Origin of the sequence: Mangrovibacter plantisponsor, from assembly GCF_003182475.1 — a bacterium.
Taxonomy (GTDB): domain Bacteria; phylum Pseudomonadota; class Gammaproteobacteria; order Enterobacterales; family Enterobacteriaceae; genus Mangrovibacter; species Mangrovibacter plantisponsor.
The window spans coordinates 31389-54014 of the sequence record NZ_QGTS01000009.1; the positions used below are offsets into that span (position 1 = coordinate 31389).

General features: G+C 51.3%; 21 protein-coding genes. 11 read left to right on the plus strand and 10 right to left on the minus strand.

Annotation, left to right across the window (positions count from 1 at the left end):
• Nucleotides 1-20: 20 nt before the first annotated feature.
• The 3 genes from DES37_RS15335 to DES37_RS15345 all read right to left on the minus strand — a co-directional run bounded on the left by DES37_RS15335 (nucleotide 21) and on the right by DES37_RS15345 (nucleotide 3302).
• Nucleotides 21-1598, minus strand: a complete 1578-nt coding sequence (locus tag DES37_RS15335; protein WP_110026577.1) for a methyl-accepting chemotaxis protein — start codon at nucleotides 1596-1598, stop codon at nucleotides 21-23.
• Nucleotides 1599-1695: 97 nt separating this feature from the next.
• Nucleotides 1696-2271 carry a PDC sensor domain-containing protein gene (locus tag DES37_RS15340; protein WP_110026578.1) on the minus strand — a complete coding sequence of 192 codons (576 nt, stop codon included), beginning with the start codon at nucleotides 2269-2271 and terminating at the stop codon, nucleotides 1696-1698.
• Between the two features lie 377 nt (nucleotides 2272-2648).
• The gene (locus tag DES37_RS15345; protein WP_110026580.1) at nucleotides 2649-3302 is read right to left on the minus strand and encodes an aspartate/glutamate racemase family protein; all 654 of its coding nucleotides are present in this window, start codon (nucleotides 3300-3302) and stop codon (nucleotides 2649-2651) included.
• Nucleotides 3303-3445: 143 nt separating this feature from the next.
• On the opposite strand from DES37_RS15345, the gene psiE reads away from it, so the two are divergent.
• The gene (gene psiE / locus DES37_RS15350; RefSeq protein ID WP_036102976.1) at nucleotides 3446-3859 is read left to right on the plus strand and encodes a phosphate-starvation-inducible protein PsiE; all 414 of its coding nucleotides are present in this window, start codon (nucleotides 3446-3448) and stop codon (nucleotides 3857-3859) included.
• Between the two features lie 134 nt (nucleotides 3860-3993).
• Here psiE and malG read toward each other — a convergent pair whose 3' ends face one another.
• The 3 genes from malG to malE all read right to left on the minus strand — a co-directional run bounded on the left by malG (nucleotide 3994) and on the right by malE (nucleotide 7708).
• Nucleotides 3994-4884, minus strand: a complete 891-nt coding sequence (gene malG, locus DES37_RS15355; protein ID WP_036102978.1) for a maltose ABC transporter permease MalG — start codon at nucleotides 4882-4884, stop codon at nucleotides 3994-3996.
• Nucleotides 4885-4896: 12 nt separating this feature from the next.
• Nucleotides 4897-6441, minus strand: a complete 1545-nt coding sequence (malF, locus tag DES37_RS15360) for a maltose ABC transporter permease MalF (protein ID WP_110026582.1) — start codon at nucleotides 6439-6441, stop codon at nucleotides 4897-4899.
• A 76-nt stretch (nucleotides 6442-6517) separates the two neighbouring features.
• Nucleotides 6518-7708 carry a maltose/maltodextrin ABC transporter substrate-binding protein MalE gene (gene malE / locus DES37_RS15365; protein WP_110026584.1) on the minus strand — a complete coding sequence of 397 codons (1191 nt, stop codon included), beginning with the start codon at nucleotides 7706-7708 and terminating at the stop codon, nucleotides 6518-6520.
• Between the two features lie 375 nt (nucleotides 7709-8083).
• On the opposite strand from malE, the gene malK reads away from it, so the two are divergent.
• The 5 genes from malK (at nucleotide 8084) to ubiA (ending at nucleotide 13129) form a co-directional block, all read left to right on the plus strand.
• Nucleotides 8084-9193 (plus strand): maltose/maltodextrin ABC transporter ATP-binding protein MalK, encoded by a 1110-nt coding sequence (gene malK, locus DES37_RS15370; protein ID WP_036102983.1) that lies wholly within the window; start codon nucleotides 8084-8086, stop codon nucleotides 9191-9193.
• A gap of 39 nt (nucleotides 9194-9232) precedes the next feature.
• Nucleotides 9233-10507, plus strand: coding sequence for a maltoporin (locus DES37_RS15375; protein WP_110026585.1), 1275 nt, complete (start codon nucleotides 9233-9235; stop codon nucleotides 10505-10507).
• A 124-nt stretch (nucleotides 10508-10631) separates the two neighbouring features.
• On the plus strand, nucleotides 10632-11552 hold the full coding sequence (gene malM / locus DES37_RS15380) for a maltose operon protein MalM (protein ID WP_110026808.1): 921 nt from the start codon (nucleotides 10632-10634) through the stop codon (nucleotides 11550-11552).
• A 183-nt stretch (nucleotides 11553-11735) separates the two neighbouring features.
• A complete protein-coding gene (ubiC, locus tag DES37_RS15385) occupies nucleotides 11736-12263 on the plus strand; it encodes a chorismate lyase (protein WP_110026587.1) in 528 nt (175 codons plus the stop codon).
• On the plus strand, nucleotides 12248-13129 hold the full coding sequence (gene ubiA, locus DES37_RS15390) for a 4-hydroxybenzoate octaprenyltransferase (RefSeq protein ID WP_110026588.1): 882 nt from the start codon (nucleotides 12248-12250) through the stop codon (nucleotides 13127-13129). Before ubiC ends, ubiA begins: the two co-directional genes overlap by 16 nt.
• Before the next feature lie 108 nt (nucleotides 13130-13237).
• Here ubiA and plsB read toward each other — a convergent pair whose 3' ends face one another.
• The gene (plsB, locus tag DES37_RS15395; protein WP_110026590.1) at nucleotides 13238-15676 is read right to left on the minus strand and encodes a glycerol-3-phosphate 1-O-acyltransferase PlsB; all 2439 of its coding nucleotides are present in this window, start codon (nucleotides 15674-15676) and stop codon (nucleotides 13238-13240) included.
• A gap of 130 nt (nucleotides 15677-15806) precedes the next feature.
• Here plsB and DES37_RS15400 point away from each other — a divergent pair, with 130 nt between their 5' ends.
• The 3 genes from DES37_RS15400 (at nucleotide 15807) to dinF (ending at nucleotide 18383) form a co-directional block, all read left to right on the plus strand.
• A complete protein-coding gene (locus DES37_RS15400; RefSeq protein ID WP_036102989.1) occupies nucleotides 15807-16175 on the plus strand; it encodes a diacylglycerol kinase in 369 nt (122 codons plus the stop codon).
• 168 nt (nucleotides 16176-16343) lie between these two features.
• Nucleotides 16344-16958, plus strand: a complete 615-nt coding sequence (lexA, locus tag DES37_RS15405; RefSeq protein ID WP_036102991.1) for a transcriptional repressor LexA — start codon at nucleotides 16344-16346, stop codon at nucleotides 16956-16958.
• A gap of 99 nt (nucleotides 16959-17057) precedes the next feature.
• Nucleotides 17058-18383: an MATE family efflux transporter DinF gene (gene dinF / locus DES37_RS15410; RefSeq protein ID WP_110026591.1), complete on the plus strand. Its 1326-nt coding sequence runs from the start codon at nucleotides 17058-17060 to the stop codon at nucleotides 18381-18383.
• A 770-nt stretch (nucleotides 18384-19153) separates the two neighbouring features.
• Here dinF and DES37_RS15420 read toward each other — a convergent pair.
• Nucleotides 19154-19441 (minus strand): DUF1330 domain-containing protein, encoded by a 288-nt coding sequence (locus DES37_RS15420; protein ID WP_036116512.1) that lies wholly within the window; start codon nucleotides 19439-19441, stop codon nucleotides 19154-19156.
• 96 nt (nucleotides 19442-19537) lie between these two features.
• On the minus strand, nucleotides 19538-19975 hold the full coding sequence (locus DES37_RS15425) for a MarR family winged helix-turn-helix transcriptional regulator (protein WP_110026594.1): 438 nt from the start codon (nucleotides 19973-19975) through the stop codon (nucleotides 19538-19540).
• Nucleotides 19976-20264: 289 nt separating this feature from the next.
• Between DES37_RS15425 and DES37_RS15430 the strand changes: the two genes are divergently transcribed.
• Nucleotides 20265-20474: a CsbD family protein gene (locus DES37_RS15430; RefSeq protein ID WP_036116515.1), complete on the plus strand. Its 210-nt coding sequence runs from the start codon at nucleotides 20265-20267 to the stop codon at nucleotides 20472-20474.
• A gap of 57 nt (nucleotides 20475-20531) precedes the next feature.
• Here the strand turns inward: DES37_RS15430 and zur are convergent, their stop codons facing one another.
• Nucleotides 20532-21044 (minus strand): zinc uptake transcriptional repressor Zur, encoded by a 513-nt coding sequence (zur, locus tag DES37_RS15435; protein WP_036116517.1) that lies wholly within the window; start codon nucleotides 21042-21044, stop codon nucleotides 20532-20534.
• Between the two features lie 325 nt (nucleotides 21045-21369).
• On the opposite strand from zur, the gene DES37_RS15440 reads away from it, so the two are divergent.
• The gene (locus tag DES37_RS15440) at nucleotides 21370-22623 is read left to right on the plus strand and encodes a conjugal transfer protein TraF (protein WP_110026810.1); all 1254 of its coding nucleotides are present in this window, start codon (nucleotides 21370-21372) and stop codon (nucleotides 22621-22623) included.
• The last annotated feature ends 3 nt before the right edge of the window (nucleotides 22624-22626 follow it).

Below are 22626 nucleotides of genomic sequence, written 5' to 3' on the forward strand. Positions count from 1 at the left end.
ATGGGAGAATGGTTTCTGTGTCACACTTTAAACCGTGCCAACGTTTGTTGGGTTTTCTCGATGAGGTCAAACAGTTCAGCCCCCATTCTGGCTGCCTGAGCAGCACTGTCAGCGGAACTATCACTAAGCTTGTTAAGATTTGCAATGTCCATTATCAGGTTTTCTGCTGTTTCTGACTGCATCTGTGTCGCAGTAGCAATTTGTGTATTCACGCTGGAGATTTCTTCTACTTCACTGGTGATGCGGATCAGTGCTTCCCGTGCCTGTTCAGCGTGTTCTACGCTGTTGCGGGCATTATCCCGCCCCTGAACCATGATATTGGCAGCATCCTGGCTCTCTGATTGCAAAGTAGCAATCATTGCTTTGATTTCTTTGGTGGAGCTTTGGGTTTTATTTGCAAGGGTACGTACTTCATCTGCGACAACGCTAAATCCACGGCCATGGGAGCCTGCACAGGCGGCTTCAATGGCGGCGTTAAGTGCCAGCAAATTAGTCTGATCGGCAATGTTTTGTATCACATCCACTATTGAGCCTATTTGTTTGCTGTCATCAGACAGGCGGGCAATAGCCATCGCCGCATTCTCAACTTCAGAAGCCAGTGTCCCGATAACAGTACGGTTATAATCGATAGTCGTTTTCACTTCATCAGAGAGTTGTTGTGCATCATTAGTGGCAGATTCTGCATTTGCTGCGTTATTGGCGACTTTCTTAATTGATGCCAGCATTCCCGTGAGTGAATGGGACATACTCGCCAGGTTTTTACGTTGTGATTGCGCTGCAAGATTAGCATCTTCGGAAACCCGACGGCTCTCTGTCGCAATCTGTGTCAGGGCGGCAGACTGGCGAGTCACTTCTCCCAGTGCTTCCTGTACTTTTTGGATAAACTGATTGATATTACTGCACAATTCTTGCAATTCATCTTGCCGTTTATAAATGATACGCCGTTGTAAGTCGCCTTCACCATGAGCCAGTTCAGCGGCCAGCCGGTTGATTTGGCTGATAGGGCGGAATACCAGATAGCGCATACATGGGAGTAGAAAAGCAATCACAACCAGTACGACGGGAATCGCTACTGACATTAATCCCATAATAAGAGAATGGATCTTTTCTTTTATTGTACTGAGGCTCCATGTTAGCCCCAGCGTCCCCAACCAGGCGTTATCTTTTGCATTAAGTACAGGAACCAGTAAGAAGATGGCATCATCAGTCACCAGGCTCTGTATTGCTCCACCAGAAAGGTTAGTTTTATTTTTGGTTAATAACGTTTCCAGTGTAGCCAGTGCCTGCTTATCATCACCATAACTTGAGAAAATAGTGTTTTCATTGGTAAATACAGCGGAAAAACTCATGTCTTTACCGGTTTGTTTCGCCAGCGCAACGACTTCATCATTCACTCTGTCAGCTTTGCGAAATTTTACTGAAGGCGAAATGCTTTGAGCAAGAAACTTACTAATAACCTGCTTACTTGATAGTTCGCGTTCGATAAAAGCCCGGCTCACATGTTGCTGAGTAACCCATGTGGTAACAGTAAATCCGGCACAGATAATTATAATTGCCATCAGTGCCATTTTAGTGCTTATTTTTTTAAAGAAACGCATACAGGCTCCACCAATGTTGTCGTGGAAACACTACCTGTTATTAACAGATAATATGATTTATACGCAGGGAGGAAATGATATCGCTCCCTGCGTATTTTTAGAGCGCGTTAACATTTATACCTATTGTGATAGCACCAATCGCTTTACCTGTATCAGGGTCCACGATGGGTAAACTAAGCTGGCTTTGATAGGTTTGTGTTGATTCATCTTCATCAACTTCGCTGATGTTTATACTTCCGGGCCCTTTAGCATAGGTTTGTTGCCATTTGGCTTCATCACCCTGCCAATAGTCAGAAGTAATATTACTCTGCCCAACGTTCAACCCCTTGTCGTCCATAACAAAAATTTCAGTATACACTCCATTACTGTCATCAAGTTTTTTCCTGAGAAACGCTGATAATGGATTATTTAACACCTTGTCTATCAATGGTTTTTCTTTTTGGGTTACTTCAGACGTCCATTCTTTATCCATTTTGTTAATGTCTGCTGCAGTCAGACCTGAGTTTTTTTGATTTTGTGCTTTTACAGCATTAATTATTTCTGGAGATGAGATCCAGCTCTTAATATCTGTATCGGCAAGTTTAGTTATGGCTCCTGAATACTCATTAGCCGAACCGGTTAATGGAAGAAGAAGGCTGGCACAGAATAAACCACAGGCTATTGATTTTTTCATATAAATTACCAGTTTGTTTTTAAGTGTGAGTTTAAGTTTAGCTTATTAAGTTTGGATGTCACGATACTCAAAAGTGGTATCAAGGGAATATTAAGAGGGGGTAATTAAAACAGCGATTTGAATGTAGTAAGAATAAATTTTCTTGATATAGTTCTTGAGGTTATTATTTTATAATAATTATTTTTTTATTCTCCTGGTTTTTTATGGCTGTGGTTTCATTTATGGCGGAATATAATTCTGTGTCTGCGGGTTGGAAATTATATTGTTTTATCTGAAAAGATTATATGAAATTACTGGTGCGCACTTCTTTTGTGGAAGAGGTACCCCGCCTGAATCATGTATCCGACGAACTTTGATTCCGGCGGGGGTAGTTTTAGTTATTCAAATAAGCGCTGTTTTAACTGTTCCAGCGCCAGATGTGGGCTGGTCAGTACCGGGGAGCAGGCTGGCAAATATTTACTGACACTGCTCATGGATGCCTGCGCCAGTGCAACACACTCGGCACCCTCTGTCAGAGCCCGTTGTACGGCAGCAATAATCCGCTCGTGGTACAGGATTTGGTCACCCTGTAAAAAAGCATCCCAGGCACCGGGAATCAGCCGGGTTTCCATTACCTGTTCAGGTCGCTGGCGTGCCAGTTCGAACAGTACCCGGGTAGGTTCAACCGTTGTTTGGGTGGCACACAACACCACCGTGCGCTTACCCTGGGCCATTGCTGCTTGCGCCAATGCCCGGTCAACGCGCAACACCGGAATGCTGACGGGTGAGCGCTGGTTGAGTTTGTCTACCGCCGGGCCAAGCGTTGAGCAGGTCAGCAGTACTGCGTCGGCGTGATGGCTTAGTGCCAGAAGCACCCGGATTACATCATCTTCCAGTGCTGAGGTTAACCCACCACTGGCTTCCGCCGTGCGCAACAGTTGCGGCATCACCGTGTGTTTTAAACACCCCGCGGGCAGGCCCGTATCCTGAGCGGCCTGGTCAAATAACGCTTCATTACCGGGTGCCGTGTGTAAACAGGCAATGCGAATCATAGAGACCTCCGGTTGGTATCGGTATCACTCCGCATGAACAGATTCACGTATGGATAGCACACTATGCTAAAGAAAAAAATATGGATCTGGATCACATTTTTGCCGTATAACAGGCCAGAGACCGCAATAAAGTGGAGTCTGTTATGACGTCATTAGCGCGCGCCCGTGTCGAATTGATTTCGACAATTTTGCAAACCATTCTCAACCTGGGGCTGACCTGCCTTGGGTTAATACTGGTCATTTTTCTCGGTAAAGAAACCTTGCATCTTGCTGATGTGCTGTTCACCCCGAATGAGCAGGCCAGTAAATACCTGCTGATTGAAGGCCTGGTGGTTTACTTCCTTTACTTCGAATTTATCGCCCTGATTGTGAAGTACTTTCAGTCGGGATTTCATTTCCCATTACGTTACTTTGTTTATATCGGTATTACGGCGATTGTGCGCCTGATAATCATCGACCATAAATCCCCAATCGATGTCCTTATCTACTCTGCCGCTATTCTGCTGTTAGTGATTACGCTATGGCTATGCAACAGTAGCAGGCTGCGGCGGGAATAAATGTGCGTGATGCGCAAAAAAAAGTGGCGGCTCTTCAGGCCGCCAAAGACAGAGACAAGTTGGCTTAACAATGAGGGTTTGCAGTGGCATTACATCCCGCGCGTACAGGCAGGTCGCGCGGGGGTGGAACAAGGTTAGCCTTTAACACCGCCAGCGGTGAGGCCGTTAACCAGCCAGCGCTGCGCCAGCAGGAACACAACAGTAATCGGTATCGCGGACAACACTGCGGCAGCCGCAAAATCGCCCCACAAGTAGTTCTGCGGGTTCAGGTATTGCTGCATACCTACGGCCAGGGTGTAGCTGTTTACATCACGTAGCAGCAGTGAAGCAACCGGCACTTCGGTAATTGCGGCAATGAACGACAGAATAAAGACCACCGCCAGAATTGGCACCGATAACGGTAGCAACACCAGGCGGAAGGCCTGCCACGGGCTGGCACCATCCAGTGCCGCCGCTTCTTCCAGCGAGCCATCAATCGTTTCGAAATAGCCTTTAATCGTCCAGACGTGCAGTGCAATACCGCCGAGGTAGGCAAAAATCACCCCGCCATGGGTATTCAGGCCAATAAACGGAATGTACTGGCCGAGGCGGTCAAACAATGCGTATAACGCAACCAGTGACAGCACTGCCGGGAACATCTGGAAAATCAGCATCCCTTTGAGCAGGGTGGCTTTGCCTGGGAAACGCATCCGCGCGAAAGCGTAAGCGCAGGTAGTGGACAACGCCACGATCCCAATCGCGGTAATACCGGCGATTTTGACTGAGTTCCACAGCCATAACAGCACCGGGAACGGGGGCGGTGTGACACGCCCGTCGGCATGTTCCACACTGAACCCCAGCGCCAGTTTCCAGTGTTCCCAGGAAATTTGATCGGGGATCAGGCTGCCCGTTGCGAAGTTACCGGAGCGCAGAGAGATCGCCACCACCATTAACAGCGGGAACATGATGGCCGCAATAAACAACAGCAACAGTAAGTGAGTGGTCAGTAAGCGTAATTTTTGCGATTTGGGTTGCACCATAGCCATGATGATTCCTCCTTAATCAAACTTCATGCGGGTGGCTTTCAGGTTCACGACAGCCAGTGCGCCAACCAGCAGGAATATAATTGTGGCGATGGCTGCCGCCAGGCCGAAGTCCTGCCCGCCGCCGCCTTCAAAGGCGATACGGTAGGTGTAGCTCACCAGTAAGTCGGTATAACCTGCCGGTGTGGTAGTGCCGAGCCGGTCCGGGCCGCCGTTGGTTAACAACTGAATCAGAACAAAGTTGTTAAAGTTAAACGCGAAACTGGCAATCATCAGTGGTGTCAGTGGCTTAATCAGCAAAGGCAGTGTAATGCGGAAGAAGTTCTGGAACGGGCCCGCGCCATCCATCGCCGATGCTTCATATAAATCTTCCGGAATTGCTTTCAGCAGCCCCATGCACAGGATCATCATGTAAGGGTAACCCAGCCAGGTGTTGACGATGATAATCATGCTGCGGGCAGTCGTCGGGTCACTGAACCAGGCGGGTTTGATGCCAAACAACGCACTTAGCATCATGTTGATTTCACCAAAACTTTGGTTAAACAACCCTTTGAAAATCAGAATAGAAATAAACGATGGCACCGCATAAGGCAAAATGAGCAGTACCCGGTAAATCGCTTTTCCTTTCAGGGATTCCCACTGTACCAGGCAGGCCAGTACCATACCGACGGCAACTGTCAGGAAAACAGTGAGGGCAGAGAAAACAATGGTCCAGATGAAAATGGCGAAGAAAGGTTTCTTGATGCCTTCATCGGTAAATACACGCGTAAAGTTATCCCAGCCAATGGTTACGGTATAGCCCGGGCTTAGCTGTTCGCTGGCCCAGTTACCGCTGGCATCCACAGCCTGGTAAAAGCCGCTTTTATCGTTCGGGCGGTACATCACACCGGTTTGGTTGTTGGTCAGGCTGTTATCTTTGCCCAGCGTATATAAAGGCCGGGTACCGGAAAATTCACGTAATGAGCTCATCACCAGCCCAGGGTTACCGGGAATATCGGCGGTGATTTCGCCAAGTGCCTGGCGGTTTTGGGTAATTACGCGCAGGTTGGCGTGATCTGTTGCTGGCAGGGCATCCACCGGGGACAGCGTTAAGTGTTGCTTGCCGCTCAGTGTAATCGGTTCAGAAAGGTAGTTTTTCCCTTCAGCAGTATCAGTCAGGGCCAGTTGCCATTTGTCGCCAGCAGGGTAGAGCGCAAACCGGACACTTTTGCCCGCCTGGTACTGGCGGTCCATCAGCACTTGTTGTGCCCGCTCAAAAGTTAACTGGTTGGTGCTGCTGTAGTTAGTGAACGCAATGGCAATGGTGCAAACCAGCGGAAAAAGTACAAATAACCCCATCCCGGCCAGCCCCGGGTACACATAGCGCCAGGCATAGGTACGGCGGTTGGCGAAAATATATAAACCCAGGCTACTGATAATCAGGGTCATTATGGCAAACAGGTACTCCCCCTGGGCGTACATCACTACCACAAGATAACCGACCAGTAACCCAAGCAAGGCGATAACAGACCATTTCAGACTGTCGCTTTGCCACCAGTGGCTCTTTTTCATCACATCCATGGGGTCTTCCTCTACTACGGGAACTGCGGGGTATCAGGCACCTTCTCCCGGTGGGGAGAAGGTGGAGACTGATGGTTTATTTGGTAATACGTGTTTCGGCGTCTTTCAGCGCTGCGTCGACAGACTGGCGGCCAGTAACGGCGTTAATTACAGCAGTACGAACGGAGTACCAGAATGCAGACATCTGCGGGATATTCGGCATGATTTCACCGGTCTGCGCGTTAGCCATGGTAGCGGCGATACGCGGGTCTTTTTCCAGAACTTCTTGGTAAGATTTCAGCGCAACAGCACCCAGTGGTTTATCTTTGTTTACGGTTTCCAGTCCCTGATTAGTCATCAGGTAATTTTCCAGAAACTCTTTCGCCAGTTCTTTGTTCGGGCTGGCTGCGTTAATCCCGGCGCTCAGTACACCAACAAACGGTTTTGAGGGTTTACCTTTAAAGGTTGGCAGCAGAGTCACACCGTAGTTGATTTTGCTCTTGTCGATATTCGCCCAGGCCCACGGACCATTAATGGTCATGGCGGTTTCGCCTTTGTTGAATGCCGCTTCAGCAATCGAGTAATCGGTGTCGCCGTTCATGTGTTTGTTTTTAATCAAATCAACCAGGAAAGTCAGGCCGGCTTTCGCGCCTGCGTTATCCACACCCACGTCTTTGACATCGTATTTGCCGTTTTCATATTTAAAGGCATAGCCACCATCAGCGGCGATTAACGGCCAGGTGAAGTACGGCTCCTGCAGGTTAAACATCAGCGCGCTCTTACCTTCAGCACGCAGTTTTTTATCCAGTGCCGGAATTTCTTCCCAGGTTTTTGGCGGGTTTGGCAGCAAGTCTTTGTTGTAAATCAGTGATAACGCTTCGACAGCTATTGGGTAGGCAATCAGTTTGCCATTGTAGCGAACGGCATCCCAGGTAAACGGATAGAGTTTGTCCTGGAAAGCTTTATCCGGGGTGATTTCAGCCAGCAGACCAGACTGCGCATATCCACCAAAACGGTCGTGGGCCCAGAAGATAATGTCCGGGCCGTCGCCTGTTGCAGCTACTTGCGGAAATTTCTCTTCCAGCTTGTCCGGATGTTCAACACTGACTTTAATCCCGGTGTCCTGTTCAAACTTTTTACCTACTTCGGCCAGGCCGTTATAGCCTTTATCGCCGTTGATCCAGATAACCAGTTTGCCTTCTTCGATTTTGGCCAGAGCAGAGGCAGAAAACATCATTGTCGTCAGCGCAGACAACGCGAGGATACGTGCGCCGGTTTTAATTTTCATATGTTCCATCCTTTAGGTGATATGCACGTGGATACACTGTGTGGCTTTACCTGTGCCAGTTTCGGATTAGAACAGGAAAATCTCATCCTCCCTGGCACTACGCCGTAAGGGAGGTTTGTGTGACGTGTCTCTCATAAATCCCCGTTATGTGGCCTGTAGCACACAAAACAGCACCGATTTTTGACGTCAGGATCACGAAAATCCCTGCCAGCCCACGATTTTCCCTGCCTGTACGTGTTTCTCATCCTCCCGTCTCCTCCCCCATAAAAAAGCCATGGGTGGAGGATTTTCCTGACGACAAACTCCCTCATAGTCGGACACATCTTGTATTACCTGCCGCTGGCGGGTTGAGTGATGGATGAAGGGAGAAGTTCGATGGCAAACGTGCAGTTACAGAACGTAACCAAAGCCTGGGGAGACGTGGTGGTGTCGAAAGACATCAATTTAACAGTCAACGACGGCGAATTTGTCGTATTTGTTGGCCCGTCTGGCTGTGGTAAATCAACGTTATTACGCATGATTGCGGGTCTGGAAACCATCACCAGTGGTGACTTGTTCATTGGCGAAAAACGTATGAATGATGTCCCTCCCGCTGAACGTGGTGTGGGCATGGTATTTCAGTCTTATGCGCTTTATCCGCACTTGTCGGTGGCGGAAAACATGTCTTTCGGCCTGAAACTGGCTGGTGCCAAAAAAGAGCTGATTAACCAGCGTGTTAACCAGGTTGCTGAAGTGCTGCAACTGGCCCATTTACTGGACCGTCGCCCGAAAGCGCTCTCCGGCGGGCAGCGCCAGCGTGTGGCGATTGGCCGTACTCTGGTCGCTGAGCCTCGGGTATTCCTGCTGGATGAGCCCCTGTCTAACCTGGATGCGGCATTGCGTGTGCAAATGCGCATTGAGATCTCCCGTCTGCATAAACGCCTGAAACGCACCATGATTTACGTCACCCACGACCAGGTAGAGGCAATGACCCTCGCCGACAAAATTGTGGTGCTGGATGCCGGCCGTATCGCGCAGGTCGGTAAGCCTCTTGAACTGTATCACTACCCGGCAGACCGCTTTGTCGCCGGTTTTATCGGCTCGCCCAAAATGAACTTCCTGCCCGTTAAAGTCACCGCAACCGCACTGGAACAAGTGCAGGTTGAGCTGCCTAACCGCCAGCACGTATGGCTGCCGGTGGAAAGCACTGGCGTTCAGGTGGGGGCCAACATGTCTTTGGGCATTCGTCCCGAACATTTACTGCCCAGTGAAATCGCCGATGTCACCCTCGAAGGGGAAGTGCAGGTGGTGGAACAACTGGGGCATGAAACACAAATCCATATTCAGATTCCGGCGCTGCGTCAAAACCTGGTTTACCGCCAGAACGACGTGGTGCTGGTGCAAGAGGGCGCGACATTCGCCATTGGCTTGCCGCCAGAGCGCTGCCACTTATTCAAGGAAGATGGCACAGCCTGCCGTCGGTTGCATCAGGAGCCAGGTGTTTAAGTGACCCTCACAATAAAAGCAATGACCTCAGGAGATAGAATGATGATTACTCTGCGCAAACTTCCCCTGGCTATCGCAGTGGCTGCGGGTGTGATGTCTGCTCAGGCGCTGGCCGTTGACTTCCACGGTTATGCCCGTTCTGGTATTGGCTGGACGGGTAGTGGCGGTGAACAGCAGTGCTTTACCGCCACCGGCGCGCAAAGCAAATACCGTCTGGGCAACGAATGTGAAACCTACGCGGAATTAAAACTGGGACAGGAAGTGTGGAAAGAAGGCGATAAAAGCTTCTATTTCGACACTAACGTCGCTTACTCGGTTTCTCAGATGGATGACTGGGAATCCACCAGCCCGGCATTTCGTGAAGCCAACGTTCAGGGTAAAAACCTGATTGATGCACTGCCTGGCTCCACCATCTGGGCCGGTAAACGCTTCTACCAACGTCATGACGTTCACATGATCGACTTCTACTACTGGGATATTTCAGGTCCTGGTGCCGGTCTGGAAAACGTAGACCTCGGCTTTGGTAAGTTGTCTGTTGCTGCTACCCGTAACTCTGAAACTGGTGGTTCTTACACCTTCACCAGCGACCGTGAACGTGATTATGCATCCAAAACCGCCAACGACGTATTTGACGTGCGCTTAGCGGGCCTGGAAGTGAACCCGGGTGGTGTGCTGGAACTGGGTGTGGATTATGGCCGTGCTAACCCACGTGACAACTACCGCCTGGAAGATGGCGCAACCAAAGACGGTTACATGTTCACCGCTGAACATACCCAGTCTATTGGCGGCGGTTTCAACAAGTTTGTCGTTCAGTATGCAACTGATGCGATGACCACCTGGAACAGTGGCCATGCGCAGGGCACCCTGAACAACGACGGCCATATGATTCGTGTGCTGAACCATGGTGCCATCGATTTCAACGACAAATGGGCACTGATGTATGTCGGTATGTATCAGGATATCGACATGGACAGCAAGAATGGCAGCACCTGGTACACCGTGGGCGTGCGCCCAATGTACAAATGGACGCCAATCATGAGCACCTTGTTGGAAGTGGGCTACGACAACGTGAAATCACAGAGCGCTGGCAAGCACAACGACCAGTACAAAGTGACCCTGGCACAGCAATGGCAGGCTGGCGACAGCATCTGGTCCCGCCCGGCTCTGCGCCTGTTCGCCACCTACGCCAAGTGGGATGAAAAATGGGGCTACAACGACAGCGGTTACGCGGCTGCCGATACCAGCACCACCACCTACAGCCGTGGTGACAACGACGAGTGGACCTTCGGCGCCCAGATGGAAATCTGGTGGTAAGCCTGAAGACTACAACGCGTTAAACCAGAGGGGGGCAACCCCCTCTTCAATCTTTCCCTGTTGAACGCAGTTATGTGGATACGCGCTATTGCCTGGCTACCGTATCCCTTCTGTAATCGAGGTCATAACAATGAAAAAAAGTCTCATTGCCCTTTGCCTGAGCGCAGGGTTGCTCGCCGCTGTTCCCGCAATCTCTTTCGCTGAAGTTGACCTGGTGCCGCAAAATCTCGCCGGAGCGCCTACTTTCAGTGCTCAGTCACTCCAGCGGTTAACCTGGCAGCCGTTAAATTCCGGGCAGAATGTAGAAGTTAAGCTGGCAACACAGGGCCAGCAACTCAGTAACCCGGGCATTACCGGGCCAGTGGCCGCATACAGCGTGCCTGCCAATATTGGCGAACTCTCAATTACCCTGACCAGTGAAGTGGCACAGAACCGGGTATTCGCCCCGAATGTGCTGGTACTGGACCAAAATATGAACCCGTCAGCCTGGTTCCCGGCGAATTTCTTCACTTACCAACAACCTGGTGTGATGGCCGCCGACCGGCTGGAAGGCACCCTGAAACTGACGCCTGCGTTAGGGCAGCAGAAAATTTACTTACTGGTCTTTACGACTCCGCAGGATGTTCAACGTACCACCACATTGATTGCTCCGGCCAAGGCTTACGCCAAAGGCGCGGGTAATGCCATTCCGGATATTCCGGACCCGGTAGCGCAGCACGCTGCAGAGGGTACGCTCAAACTGAAAGTGAAAACTTCTTCCGGAGCCAGCATCCTGGTTGGGCCTATCTTTGGTTCTTCAGCCAGCACCCCAACGGTCACCGTCGGAAATACTGCCACAGCTGTCGCGCCTGTTGCGGCACCCGCTCCGGCACCGAAAGCGGAGCCCATGCTGAATGACACCGAAGCCTACTTTAACCAGGCCATTAAGCAGGCAGTTGCCAAAGGTGATGTAGATAAGGCGTTGAAATTACTTGATGAGGCCGAGCGTCTTGGATCCACCAGCGCACGTAAAACCTTTATCAGTAGTGTAAAAGGCAAGGGGTAATCACCCCACATTGCTGATCTTGTAAGCCTTGGTGCGCGTCTGCGCACCTTTTTTCCACCGGCAGGCTTGTCTGTGGCCGTTGGTTTTTTGTTACATGGCTGTTGGTTTCTGCTATTTTCCTGCCACACCCTTTTCGTGTTCTGCGTTACAATGTCCACTGTTCTGTTCTGGAGACTGTTGGGCATGATGCACCCTGCTTTGGCGCAATTACGGGCGCTGTCTTTCTCCGACACCCTGCCGGATAACCTGTCAGCCTGGCTGCGTGACTGGCTGTTGTTGGAAGACTCAATGACAAAGCGTTTTGAACGCTGTTGCAGCAAGGTTAGTGTGACGCTGCTATCGGAAGGCTTTGTAACGCCGGAACAGGTGGGCGAAGACGTCAACTGGTTACCCCGTGAACCACAATACTGGTTACGGGAAATTATTTTGCTGGGCGATAGTACGCCCTGGCTGGTGGGGCGCACTGTGGTGCCGTTATCCACCCTGAATGGCCCGGAGCTGGCGTTACAGCGCCTGGGCACAACGCCGCTTGGCAGGTATTTGTTTACCTCATCAGCCCTTACACGCGATTTTATTCACCCGGGGCGCAGTGAAACCTTATGGGGGCGCCGTTCCCGCCTCCGTTTGTCGGGCAAACCATTATTACTGACCGAATTGTTTTTACCTGCATCACCGTTGTATCAAGAGGATGAAAAATGGAGTGGAGTCTGACGCAGAAGAATAAGCTGCTGGCATTTCACCGGCTCATGCGTACTGACAAACCGATTGGCGCGTTACTGTTACTCTGGCCTACTTTATGGGCGCTGTGGCTTGCAGCACCAGGCATTCCGCCGGTAACTATTCTGCTGGTGTTCATTGCTGGTGTCTGGTTAATGCGTGCCGCAGGCTGTGTGGTGAATGATTTCGCCGACCGCAAATTTGACGGGCATGTCAAGCGCACGGCTCGCCGCCCATTACCCAGTGGCGATGTCACAGAGCGCGAAGCGATTACGTTATTTGGTGTACTGGTATTGTTGTCTTTCGTGCTGGTGCTCACCCTGAATACCATGACGATTCTGCTGTCTGTCGCCGGGCTGGCGCTGGCCTGGGTATACCCGTTTATGAAACGCTACACCCATTTACCTCAGGTGGTATTAGGGGCTGCGTTTGGCTGGTCAATTCCCATGGCGTTTTCGGCCGTGAGTGAACAGTTGCCGCTCAGTTGCTGGTTACTGTTTTTAGCCAATATCCTTTGGGCTGTCGCTTATGATACGCAATATGCCATGGTAGACAGAGATGACGACCTGAAAATAGGCGTGAAATCCACCGCTATTCTGTTTGGGCGCTACGACAAACTGATTATTGGCATATTGCAGGTGGCGGTTCTCGCACTGTTAGTGCTGGTGGGCTGGCTTAATCACCTGAGCGGGGCGTTTTACTGGTCGCTGTTGCTTGCTGCGGGGCTGTTTTCATACCAGCAAAAACTCATTGCCGGGCGCGACCGGGATGCCTGTTTTAAAGCCTTTATGAATAACAACTATGTAGGGCTGGTGTTATTTTTAGGGTTGTTTGTACATTATCTGCCGCCCCTGTCCTGAATGGTGGCCTGATTAACTGCCCTGAGTAATGGCACTGTAACCGGGCATAAAAATGGCGGGAATTTACGTTCCCGCCATTTTTTACTTTGCTTTGTACACACTCAACGGTTATTGCGCGGGTGCGTCTTCGCCTTGTGATGCAGCACTTTCAATTGTCAGGCGGATATCCGAAGTAATCAGCTCAGCCAGCAACTGGTAAACCTTCATGGTTTCTGTTGGCTCCGCGTCACCGGTATCGCTGATATAGCCTTCATCACGCAGTGTCAGCACCAGAGAAGAGAACACCGCTTTGTCGAAGAACTCAGGGGCGTTGATACCGTGCAGTACAGACAAACGTTGTGCCACAGTACGGCTCTCTTTCTCCAGCGTCCCGCGGTTAATCGTCGGGTTGGCGCTCAACAGCCAGAAGGTGATTGCATAACGTTGAATCGTCTCGCGCACCCCGGCTGCAAGCAGCTGCAGAGTCCGGGAGCGTGCCGGGTTCAGGCGGAAACGGCCGCTGTCTTCCAGAATCAGGTTCTGCTGCACCAGCTCATTGAGCAGCGCATCCACTACAGAACCCAGTGCTTCTTTATCCCAGTGCAGGAACAGCTCTGCTTTAAGCATTGGGAACAGTACTTCTACCCGGCTCAGCAGATCTTCGCGTGTGATATTACGGTGTTGCGTAATAATTGAGGCCAGTAAAGACGGCATCACCAGCATATGCACAATGTTATTGCGATAGTAGGTCATTAACACGGCCTGCTCACGGGGCAGAACGATAATATCGCCAATCGTGTCTTTTTCTACTTCGAACTTATTCATCTGCAATGCGTGGTCGATAAGCTCGCTGGCCGACAATGCAGGAACGGTAGAATCCGGTGAATAAGGCACATTGCGCAGCAGGCTCATGTAACATTCTAACTGCTCAGTCAGTTGCTCACGGGTAAGTGAACGCTGGCGAGAGGCCAGTAAAGCTGTGCAACACAGATTCATGGCGTTAGCCGCACCAGCATTGTTAATGCGCACCATCAGTGTATGAGCAATTTCGTTCACGCTGGGGGTTAACCACGGCGGGCGTATCGCTTCGATGGGGTCTATCGCATCACGCCATTCCGGGACATGCTGATTCAGCCAGTTGGTCAGTGGAATTGGCTCGCCAAAATTGACATACCCCTGGCCCAGGTTACGCAGCTTGCTCAGGCCGCGCATCATCTGGATAAGGCTCTCTTTCTCTTTAGTGGCGCCACGCAACTCTTTCGCGTAGGTGCCCACTTCCATGACATGTTCATAACCAATGTAAATCGGCACCAGCGTAATCGGGCGGGTACCGCCGCGCAGCATGGCCTGAATCGTCATAGACAGTGTGCCGGTTTTTGGGTCAAGCAGGCGGCCGGTGCGCGAACGCCCCCCTTCAACAAAATACTCCACCGAATACCCACGGCTGAACAATTCCCCCAGGTATTCACGGAACACGGTTGAATAGAGTTTATTGCCTTTAAACGTACGGCGAATAAAGAAAGCACCCAGCCGGCGGAAAATCGGCCCGGCGGGCCAGAAGTTCAGGTTAATGCCAGCTGCAATATGCGGCGGCACCAGCCCCTGGTGATACAGCACATAGGACAGCAACAGGTAATCCATATGGCTGCGGTGGCAGGGAACATACACCAGTTCGTGGCCTTCATGGGCCAACTGGCGAACCCGCTCAGCGTTATGAACGTTAATGCCCTGATATAACCGGTTCCAGGTGAAGCCCAGCACGCGGTCAGTCATGCGGATGGCTTCATAGGAGAAGTTCGCGGCAATTTCTTCCATCAGGGCAACGGCATTTTGCTGTGCTTTTTCATGGGAGATTTTCTTGCTGCGCGCTTCATCTTCTACCGCTTTGGCGATAGCTTTTGAAGACAACAACTTATTGAACAAGTCCTGACGGGCAGGTAAGCGCGGGCCGACAGCCGCCAGGCGCAGCCGGGCAAAGTGCATACGTGCAACCCGGGCCAGCTTCTGGGCGATAGTTTTGTCTGTGCCATGCTCTGTCGCCATCCAGCGCAGAGAGACGGGCGGCGAAAAACGCACGAAGCTGTCGCGGCCCAGCCATAGCACGGCAAAGAACTTCTGAATGCCGTTAAGCAGGCGCAGCGGCGGGTTTTCTTCGCCTTTTTCCCGGCCTGGTGAACGGCCAAACATCACTGATACTGGCACCATCTGGACATCCAGATTGGGGTTGCTGCGGTGCAGATCCAGGTAATCATGAAACAGCTTGATGGACTCTTCCTTCGGCGTGTAATACGTAAATACACGCGGCCCGCCATGAATAAATACATAGCGTGGCAGGCAGGCACCGTCCACTTCAAGAGGTGTCAGCGGGTCTGGCAAATCGTGTGCCAGACATTGCGCCCGTAATGTCAGTAAGTCTGCCTTTGAATTGTAAGGCAGCACATACATAATAGGGCGAGAGGTATCTAAACCCAATTCGGCGCAAGGATCCGCCGGAATAGATTTGCTTTTTACCAGCATACTTAATGGTAAATTCAGCAATTTGTAGTAAATTCGTGGCCAACCGGACATAAACGTTGTAAAGCCTCTGGTTAAAAACGCAAATGCGTCGCAAGAATAACAGAAACCCGCCTGGATTTCTGAGGAAGTTGCCTGCGCGACGCTACAGGCATTGACGCCACTAAGCTAAAAAGGTTCCTTTATGGCAAGTAACACCACTGGACTCACCCGAATCATTAAAGCAGCCGGTTATTCCTGGAAAGGTATTCGTGCGGCATGGCGCAATGAAGCCGCATTTCGCCAGGAAGGAGTTGCTACTGTACTGGCTATCTTTATTGCCTGTTGGCTGGATGTCGGTGCCATTGCCCGCGTGTTGCTTATCGGCTCCGTCACTCTGGTTATGATAATCGAAATTCTCAACAGTGCTATTGAAGCCATTGTTGACCGGGTGGGAACAGATTTTCACGAACTCTCTGGCAGGGCTAAAGATATGGGGTCCGCTGCAGTGTTGTTCGCAATTATACTCGCCCTGTTTACCTGGGGAAGCGTGCTCTGGTCTCATTTTTTCTGAGTTTTTCCTGAAAAAACGCTTGATACCGTGTATTTCAGGCGCTGTCTGGTTACCTCTGGCTACTTTATGGGATAAGTCCCTGGTTTTTTGCTTAATTGTGGTTTCAAAATCACCATTAACTGTATATACTCACAGCATAACTGTATATACACCCAGGGGGCAGAAGGAATGAAAGCACTTACTACCAGACAGCAGGAGGTCTACGATCTCATCCGGGATCACATTAGCCAGACGGGGATGCCTCCAACCCGTGCGGAAATAGCGCAACGTCTGGGTTTTCGTTCGCCTAATGCGGCAGAAGAACACCTGAAAGCACTGGCCCGCAAAGGGGTTATCGAAATCGTTTCTGGCGCTTCTCGTGGTATTCGTCTGCTCCTGGAAGAATCCAATGACGACGGCCTGCCGCTGGTTGGCCGGGTTGCTGCCGGTGAACCACTGCTGGCTCAGCAGCACATTGAAGGCCACTATCAGGTCGATCCTTCCCTGTTTAAACCACATGCGGATTTCTTACTGCGCGTTAGTGGTATGTCAATGAAAGATATCGGTATTATGGATGGCGATTTGCTCGCAGTGCATAAAACGCAGGATGTGCGTAATGGCCAGGTCGTTGTGGCACGCATCGACGACGAAGTAACCGTTAAACGCCTGAAACAGCAAGGGAATACAGTTCAGTTACTCCCTGAAAATAACGAATTCAAACCCATTGTTGTCGATTTACGTGAGCAAAACTTTACTATCGAGGGCCTGGCTGTTGGCGTTATTCGCAACGGCGACTGGCTCTGACCGAATCCTTAATTTGCTATGCTTTTACAGCCGTGATGCAGCCAGCCTGTGTCACGGCTTTTTTGTGGGTGTTTCCCCAAACTTTATCCGGGGTAAGTGATGCGATTTTTTTCCCGAACTGACCGGGCATTGTGGCGCCTGGCTATTCCCATGATAGTGTCCAACATCACCGTACCGTTATTGGGCCTGGTTGATACTGCGGTGATTGGGCACCTGGACAGCCCGGATTACCTTGGTGGCGTGGCTATTGGCGCAACAGCAACCAGTTTTCTGTTTATGCTGCTGCTGTTTTTACGGATGAGTACTACCGGGTTAACGGCCCAGGCTTATGGCGCAAGAGACGACGAGGGGTTGTTACGAGCCCTGATGCAGCCGTTATTGCTGGCACTGGTGGCGGGAGTCGCCATTGTGGTGTTTCGTGCGCCATTAATTCACCTCGCACTTACCGTGACGGGCGGCAGTGAAGCGGTATTGTCCCAGGCGCAGGCATTTTTATCGGTTCGCTGGCTGGGTGCCCCCGCTTCACTGGCTAACTTGGTGTTACTGGGCTGGTTGTTGGGTGTGCAGTATGCCCGTGCTCCGGTTATTCTGCTGGTGGTGGGTAATGTGCTGAATATCGCGCTGGATATCTGGCTGGTAATGGGGCTGGGTATGAACGTGAAAGGGGCTGCGCTGGCAACCACTCTCTCTGAGTATGTCACGCTGCTTCTGGGGCTGGTGATGGTCTGGCGGGTTCTGGTGCTGCGGGGCATTCCTCTGGCAGGCCTGAAAACGGTGTGGTTCGGTAATATTCGGCGTTTGATGGCGTTAAACCGTGACATCATGCTGCGTTCTTTACTGGTTCAGGGCTGCTTTGCTTCCATCACGGTGCTTGGCGCCAGGCTGGGTGGCGATATTGTGGCGGTAAATGCATTACTGATGACGTTACTGACCTTTACCGCTTACGCACTTGATGGTTTTGCTTATGCAGTAGAAGCCCATTCCGGCCAGGCTTTTGGGGCCCGGAGCAAAGGGCAGTTGCTGGCTGTATGGGGCGCTGCATGCCGCCAGGCTGGTGTGGTAGCTCTGGGGTTCTCTCTGGTTTATGCCCTTGCCGGGCCGCAAATTATTGGCTTACTGACTTCGCTACCAGCATTACACCAGTTGGCAGATAAATACTTGTTCTGGCAGGTGCTGCTGCCGGTTGCCGGGGTGTGGTGTTATTTGCTGGACGGGATGTTTGTTGGTGCGACCCGGGGCGCAGAAATGCGTAACAGTATGGCGCTTTCAGCCGCAGGGTTTGCGGTGTGCCTGCTGACACTGCCTGGGTTTGGGAATCATGGGTTGTGGTTTTCTTTGGTGGTGTTTTTGGTGCTGCGCGGGGTGACGTTGGGGTGGTGCTGGCGGCGGCACTGGCGGGATGGCACGTGGTTTGAGGTGAAGTGAAGGGGGCTTTCACTTCCAGTGTGGTGAAAGTTCCGTTCACTTGCTGTGGTGTCAGTGTAGAGGGTTCCGTTCACTTGCAGTGATGTGGTGAATGTGGCTTCACAGCCAGTGAACGGGCTAAAGGGGGCTCGCCCCCTTTGCAATCCCCGTTTTCGCGGGCAACCGGTGCTGCGCACTGCGTTCACCTCCGGGCAGTCAGCCTGCGGCCGGCTCGACTCGGCATCCCTGCCTCGGTTCGCCTTATTCCGCCATCCGGGCGGAATAACCTTGTCTTCCTTTCTGCGGTTCACCGGTCTTACGCGAACAGGCCTCGCTGCAAGTAGCGGGGTTTTTTGTATTGTGTGGTGTGGCTGGGGGATTTGTGCCTGGTATGTCTTTGTGTGTTTTTTGCTGTGAGCATACAAACGGGTGTGGGGTGTGGCCTCTAAATCGTTGAGGCGTGCCTGGCGGGCCGGGGCTGCCTGCAGGACGCAGGCAGAGCGACGGGAGGCAGGAAGCCGACTCGGAGCGGTACCCGAACAGGCCGCCGGGGTAAGCCGAATGTCCGCGAAGCGGCGATTTTGCCGGCCACGAAAGGGGGTGCAGGGGGCCAGTGCCCCCTGCGGGCGCCGGGCGCAGTGGGTGAGTAAAATCAGTGTGGCTGACACGGCGCGCAATTTGCTCAGTACTGGCAGGTTGTTTTTGCTGCAACTGAAAATTTCGTTCACCCAGACTGATGTGGCTATAGGTTCCAGATCTGGTTCTGTTTTACAGAAAGAACAACCTGTTGATCAAACCCCCTGAATCAATAACACCTGGTAGTCGGCACCCAAATTGCGGTGCTTTTTGGCTTTCTGGTATGCATCGCTGTAGTACCAGGCTTTTGCAGCTTCAATATCCGGGAATGACAGAATAACCGCACCTTCGGCATCATCGCCTTCCAGAGTGGTGATATCACCGTAAAAAGCCAGCGGAGTAATGGGATGGTCGCCGCGAGCTTCTCCGGCCAGTTTTGCGTAGGTTTGCATTTCTTGTTCATCATGCGTGGTTTTGCGCACGAAAATTACATAAGCACTCATCGTTTCTCTCCGGGGTTGAACGGGGTAACTAAAAGATAACCCCTATCATGGCAGAGCACCGGGCTGTGTTTTTCGTGTTTCTTGCCTTTAAAGCTTTCAGGCGTTTTTGATCAACTGATTGCGCAGGGTATCGAGTTGTTGCTTAAGCGTGATGAGTTCGGCCTGGTCACAGGCAGAAGCGCACAAAATATGTTGAGGAATACCTTCCGCTTGTTGCTGCAAGCCCCGGCCCTTATCAGACAGGCTGACAATCACCTGGCGTTCATCCTGTGTGGATCGCTGGCGGGCAACCAGACCGGCGGCTTCCATGCGCTTCAGTAACGGCGTAAGGGTGGCGGAATCCAGGAACAGGCGCTCACCAATGGCCGAAACCGTTTGTTGGTCAGATTCCCAGAGGATCAGCAGCACCAGATATTGGGGATAGGTTATCTCCAGAGGCTTAAGCACATTACGGTAGATTTTATTCAGTGCCAGGTTCGCCGAATAGAGGGAAAAACACAGTTGGTTATCAAGGAGCAAATTTTCTGGTGGCATAAGCGGCAGGCCTTCACGGGGGATTCCGCCAATGTTACCGCAACTTATTTTAGGGGGAAATCATTTTCCCCGGTGGGTTTTACAAGTTATTAACAACGGAATGCCAGCGAGCGGAAAAGGCAGCGCTGTTTGAAAGGAATTTACAGGCGGTATTATTCGGGTTTGTCAGTTAAACATTCTTAAAAAATAATCAAATACAATTCGATGAACTACAATTTTTCATGAGGTAAGCAAAACAAGCTGTCAGTAAACGGCACTGTTTCAATTAACCAACCGCGAGGACGCTGTGATGAATATGACGGAAATCAGTGGAGACTGGAAAATCATCAAAGGTAAGGTGAAAGAAAAGTGGGGCAAACTGACCGATGATGACCTGGAAGTCATTGAAGGGAAGCGTGACCAACTGGTAGGCCGAATTCAGGAACGTTATGGTTACGCGAAAGCCCGGGCTGAAGAAGAAGTGGCCGCCTGGGAAAAACGCGACGACTACCGGTGGTAAATTCCCTTTGATTCATCGTCACAGAGGGCTTCACGGCCCTCTGTAGCCAAACAGTGGTTAGCGCTTCTTCTTACCCTGTTCAGAATGGTCATGCCCACAACTTTCCGGATGGCGGCAGCTTTCCACTTCCACGCATTGTGAACATAAACCATGGGCTTCAATGACATTGTGGCGCAATGCAAACCCCATGCTGGCCGCCAGGCTGTGCATGATGTCTTCTACACCTTCCGCACACTCTTCTTTCACTGCGCCGCAACGGTCGCAAATAAACATGGCGGAGGTATGAGTGGGCTGGTCAAACAGGTGGCACAGCACGTAGCTGTTAGTGGATTCAACTTTGTGAACAAACCCTTGTTCCAGCAAAAAATCCAGAGCACGGTAAACTGTGGGAGGTTTGGCCTGAGGTTCTGCGACACGCAATAAGTCCAGCAAGTCATATGCGCTTATCGACCCGTCCTGCTCACTCATCAGGCGCAGCACTTCAAGGCGCTGTGGTGTCAGGCGTACATTGCGCTGCTGGCAAAGCTTTTCTGCCCGAGCTAACAGGTTTTGTGTCCCAGACTTATCCATCCCGCCCCTCAACATGGTCGTAAAGAGGCTACTTTACCATGAACCGCTCAAAACACCGATATGTGCGCCACATTGCCGCGTTTGCCTGCATCGAGTGGAGCCTGGTAATGTGGTGCGCTTTGCCGGGAAACCTTCACAAAAATCAAAAACCTGAACTATACATATGAGGTAGGTCACAAAATAACAATTTGTCCAGGATGGATACGTCTTTTTAAACACTGCAATAACCTGCTTTTTTCGCCGTTATTCACAGCAATAGCTTGCGGCTACCTGGGTGATAAAGAGGGTGGTCGAAAATTATTCACAATACCTGGACGGAATGCCTGTGAACAGAATAAGCAAAGTTTCAGTGGCGACCATGACTGCCACATTTTTGATTGCTCACCCAGTGCTGGCTGCCAATACCTGGGCCGAATCGCGGAGTGATGGGATGGGGGGGGCAGGGGTCGCTTCTGCCAGTTATGGCAGTGGTGTGCTGATAAACCCGGCTCTGCTGGCGAAATCTCACGACGATGACAACGTGTCTGTTGTGCTGCCGTCGGTAGGCGTTGTGATATCAGACAAAGACAACCTGCGTAATGAAATTGACGACATCAGTGACAGAGTGGACACCTGGCGGGATGAAATCGGCAACATCACATTTCTGAATTTCACCCAGCAATTACCCAGAATTCAGGCTGCGGCAGGCGATCTGGCTGATGAACTGAATTATCTGGATGGCAAAACAGCCAGCGCTAAAGCAGCTGCTGGTCTGGCGGTCAGTATTCCCACCAGTACTATCTCGATGGCGTTTGTCACCAAGGCCTGGGCGCGCGCGCGGGTGAGTTCTTATATCGATCCCAATGATGTTGCGCTGTTACAAAATATTTCCAACAGTACTACTGCAGCCGCAGCCGCAGCTCTGGATCCCAGTGCTGTGCAGGACAACCTGAAATCAACCGGCTTTGGCCGGGCAGCGATTGTCTCTGATTACGGGATTGCGTTGGCAAAACAGTTTGATATTGGCGGTGTTCCGGTATCCGTTGGTGTGACGCCAAAACTGCAAAAAACCTGGCTGTATAACTACTCCGTTTCTATTTACAACTATAACAGTGACGACCTGCGTGACAGTAAATACCGCAACACCGACACCGGGTTTAACGTGGATGCGGGGATCGCGGCAGACTTCGGTGAACACTGGACGGTTGGCTTGAGTGGGCAAAACTTGGTTCCGCGCGATATCGATACCAAAGAGATCAACGGCTACAAAGATACCTTCCAAATTTCACCACTGGTAACGGCGGGGGTTGCGTGGAGCAACGAGTTACTGACACTGACAGCCGATGGCGACCTGACAGAAACCAAAGGTTTTAAGAGCGAAGAGAACTCACAATACCTGAGAGCCGGGGCTGAAGTTCGCCCATTAAGCTGGTTGGCAGTGCGGGCGGGTTACCAGGCTGATATTAAAGGCAATGATAACAATGCAGTGACTGCAGGCCTGGGTTTTGCGCCATTTAACCGGGTTCACCTGGATATTAATGGCCTGGTGGGAGAAAAAGAAACATGGGGCGCGGGTGCGCAACTGACTTTCACCTTCTGATAA

Bases quoted from the DNA above. Each gene is read 5' to 3' on its own strand.
- DES37_RS15420 (WP_036116512.1), bottom strand. From the start codon at position 19,441: ATGAGTGCTTATGTAATTTTCGTGCGCAAAACCACGCATGATGAACAA.
- zur (WP_036116517.1), bottom strand. From the start codon at position 21,044: ATGGATAAGTCTGGGACACAAAACCTGTTAGCTCGGGCAGAAAAGCTT.
- malK (WP_036102983.1), top strand. From the start codon at position 8,084: ATGGCAAACGTGCAGTTACAGAACGTAACCAAAGCCTGGGGAGACGTG.
- DES37_RS15335 (WP_110026577.1), bottom strand. From the start codon at position 1,598: ATGCGTTTCTTTAAAAAAATAAGCACTAAAATGGCACTGATGGCAATT.
- malG (WP_036102978.1), bottom strand. From the start codon at position 4,884: ATGGCTATGGTGCAACCCAAATCGCAAAAATTACGCTTACTGACCACT.
- malF (WP_110026582.1), bottom strand. From the start codon at position 6,441: ATGGATGTGATGAAAAAGAGCCACTGGTGGCAAAGCGACAGTCTGAAA.
- lexA (WP_036102991.1), top strand. From the start codon at position 16,344: ATGAAAGCACTTACTACCAGACAGCAGGAGGTCTACGATCTCATCCGG.
- DES37_RS15400 (WP_036102989.1), top strand. From the start codon at position 15,807: ATGGCAAGTAACACCACTGGACTCACCCGAATCATTAAAGCAGCCGGT.
- plsB (WP_110026590.1), bottom strand. From the start codon at position 15,676: ATGTCCGGTTGGCCACGAATTTACTACAAATTGCTGAATTTACCATTA.
- malE (WP_110026584.1), bottom strand. From the start codon at position 7,708: ATGAAAATTAAAACCGGCGCACGTATCCTCGCGTTGTCTGCGCTGACG.
- dinF (WP_110026591.1), top strand. From the start codon at position 17,058: ATGCGATTTTTTTCCCGAACTGACCGGGCATTGTGGCGCCTGGCTATT.
- psiE (WP_036102976.1), top strand. From the start codon at position 3,446: ATGACGTCATTAGCGCGCGCCCGTGTCGAATTGATTTCGACAATTTTG.
- DES37_RS15345 (WP_110026580.1), bottom strand. From the start codon at position 3,302: ATGATTCGCATTGCCTGTTTACACACGGCACCCGGTAATGAAGCGTTA.
- DES37_RS15340 (WP_110026578.1), bottom strand. From the start codon at position 2,271: ATGAAAAAATCAATAGCCTGTGGTTTATTCTGTGCCAGCCTTCTTCTT.
- ubiA (WP_110026588.1), top strand. From the start codon at position 12,248: ATGGAGTGGAGTCTGACGCAGAAGAATAAGCTGCTGGCATTTCACCGG.
- ubiC (WP_110026587.1), top strand. From the start codon at position 11,736: ATGATGCACCCTGCTTTGGCGCAATTACGGGCGCTGTCTTTCTCCGAC.
- DES37_RS15375 (WP_110026585.1), top strand. From the start codon at position 9,233: ATGATGATTACTCTGCGCAAACTTCCCCTGGCTATCGCAGTGGCTGCG.
- DES37_RS15425 (WP_110026594.1), bottom strand. From the start codon at position 19,975: ATGCCACCAGAAAATTTGCTCCTTGATAACCAACTGTGTTTTTCCCTC.
- DES37_RS15430 (WP_036116515.1), top strand. From the start codon at position 20,265: ATGAATATGACGGAAATCAGTGGAGACTGGAAAATCATCAAAGGTAAG.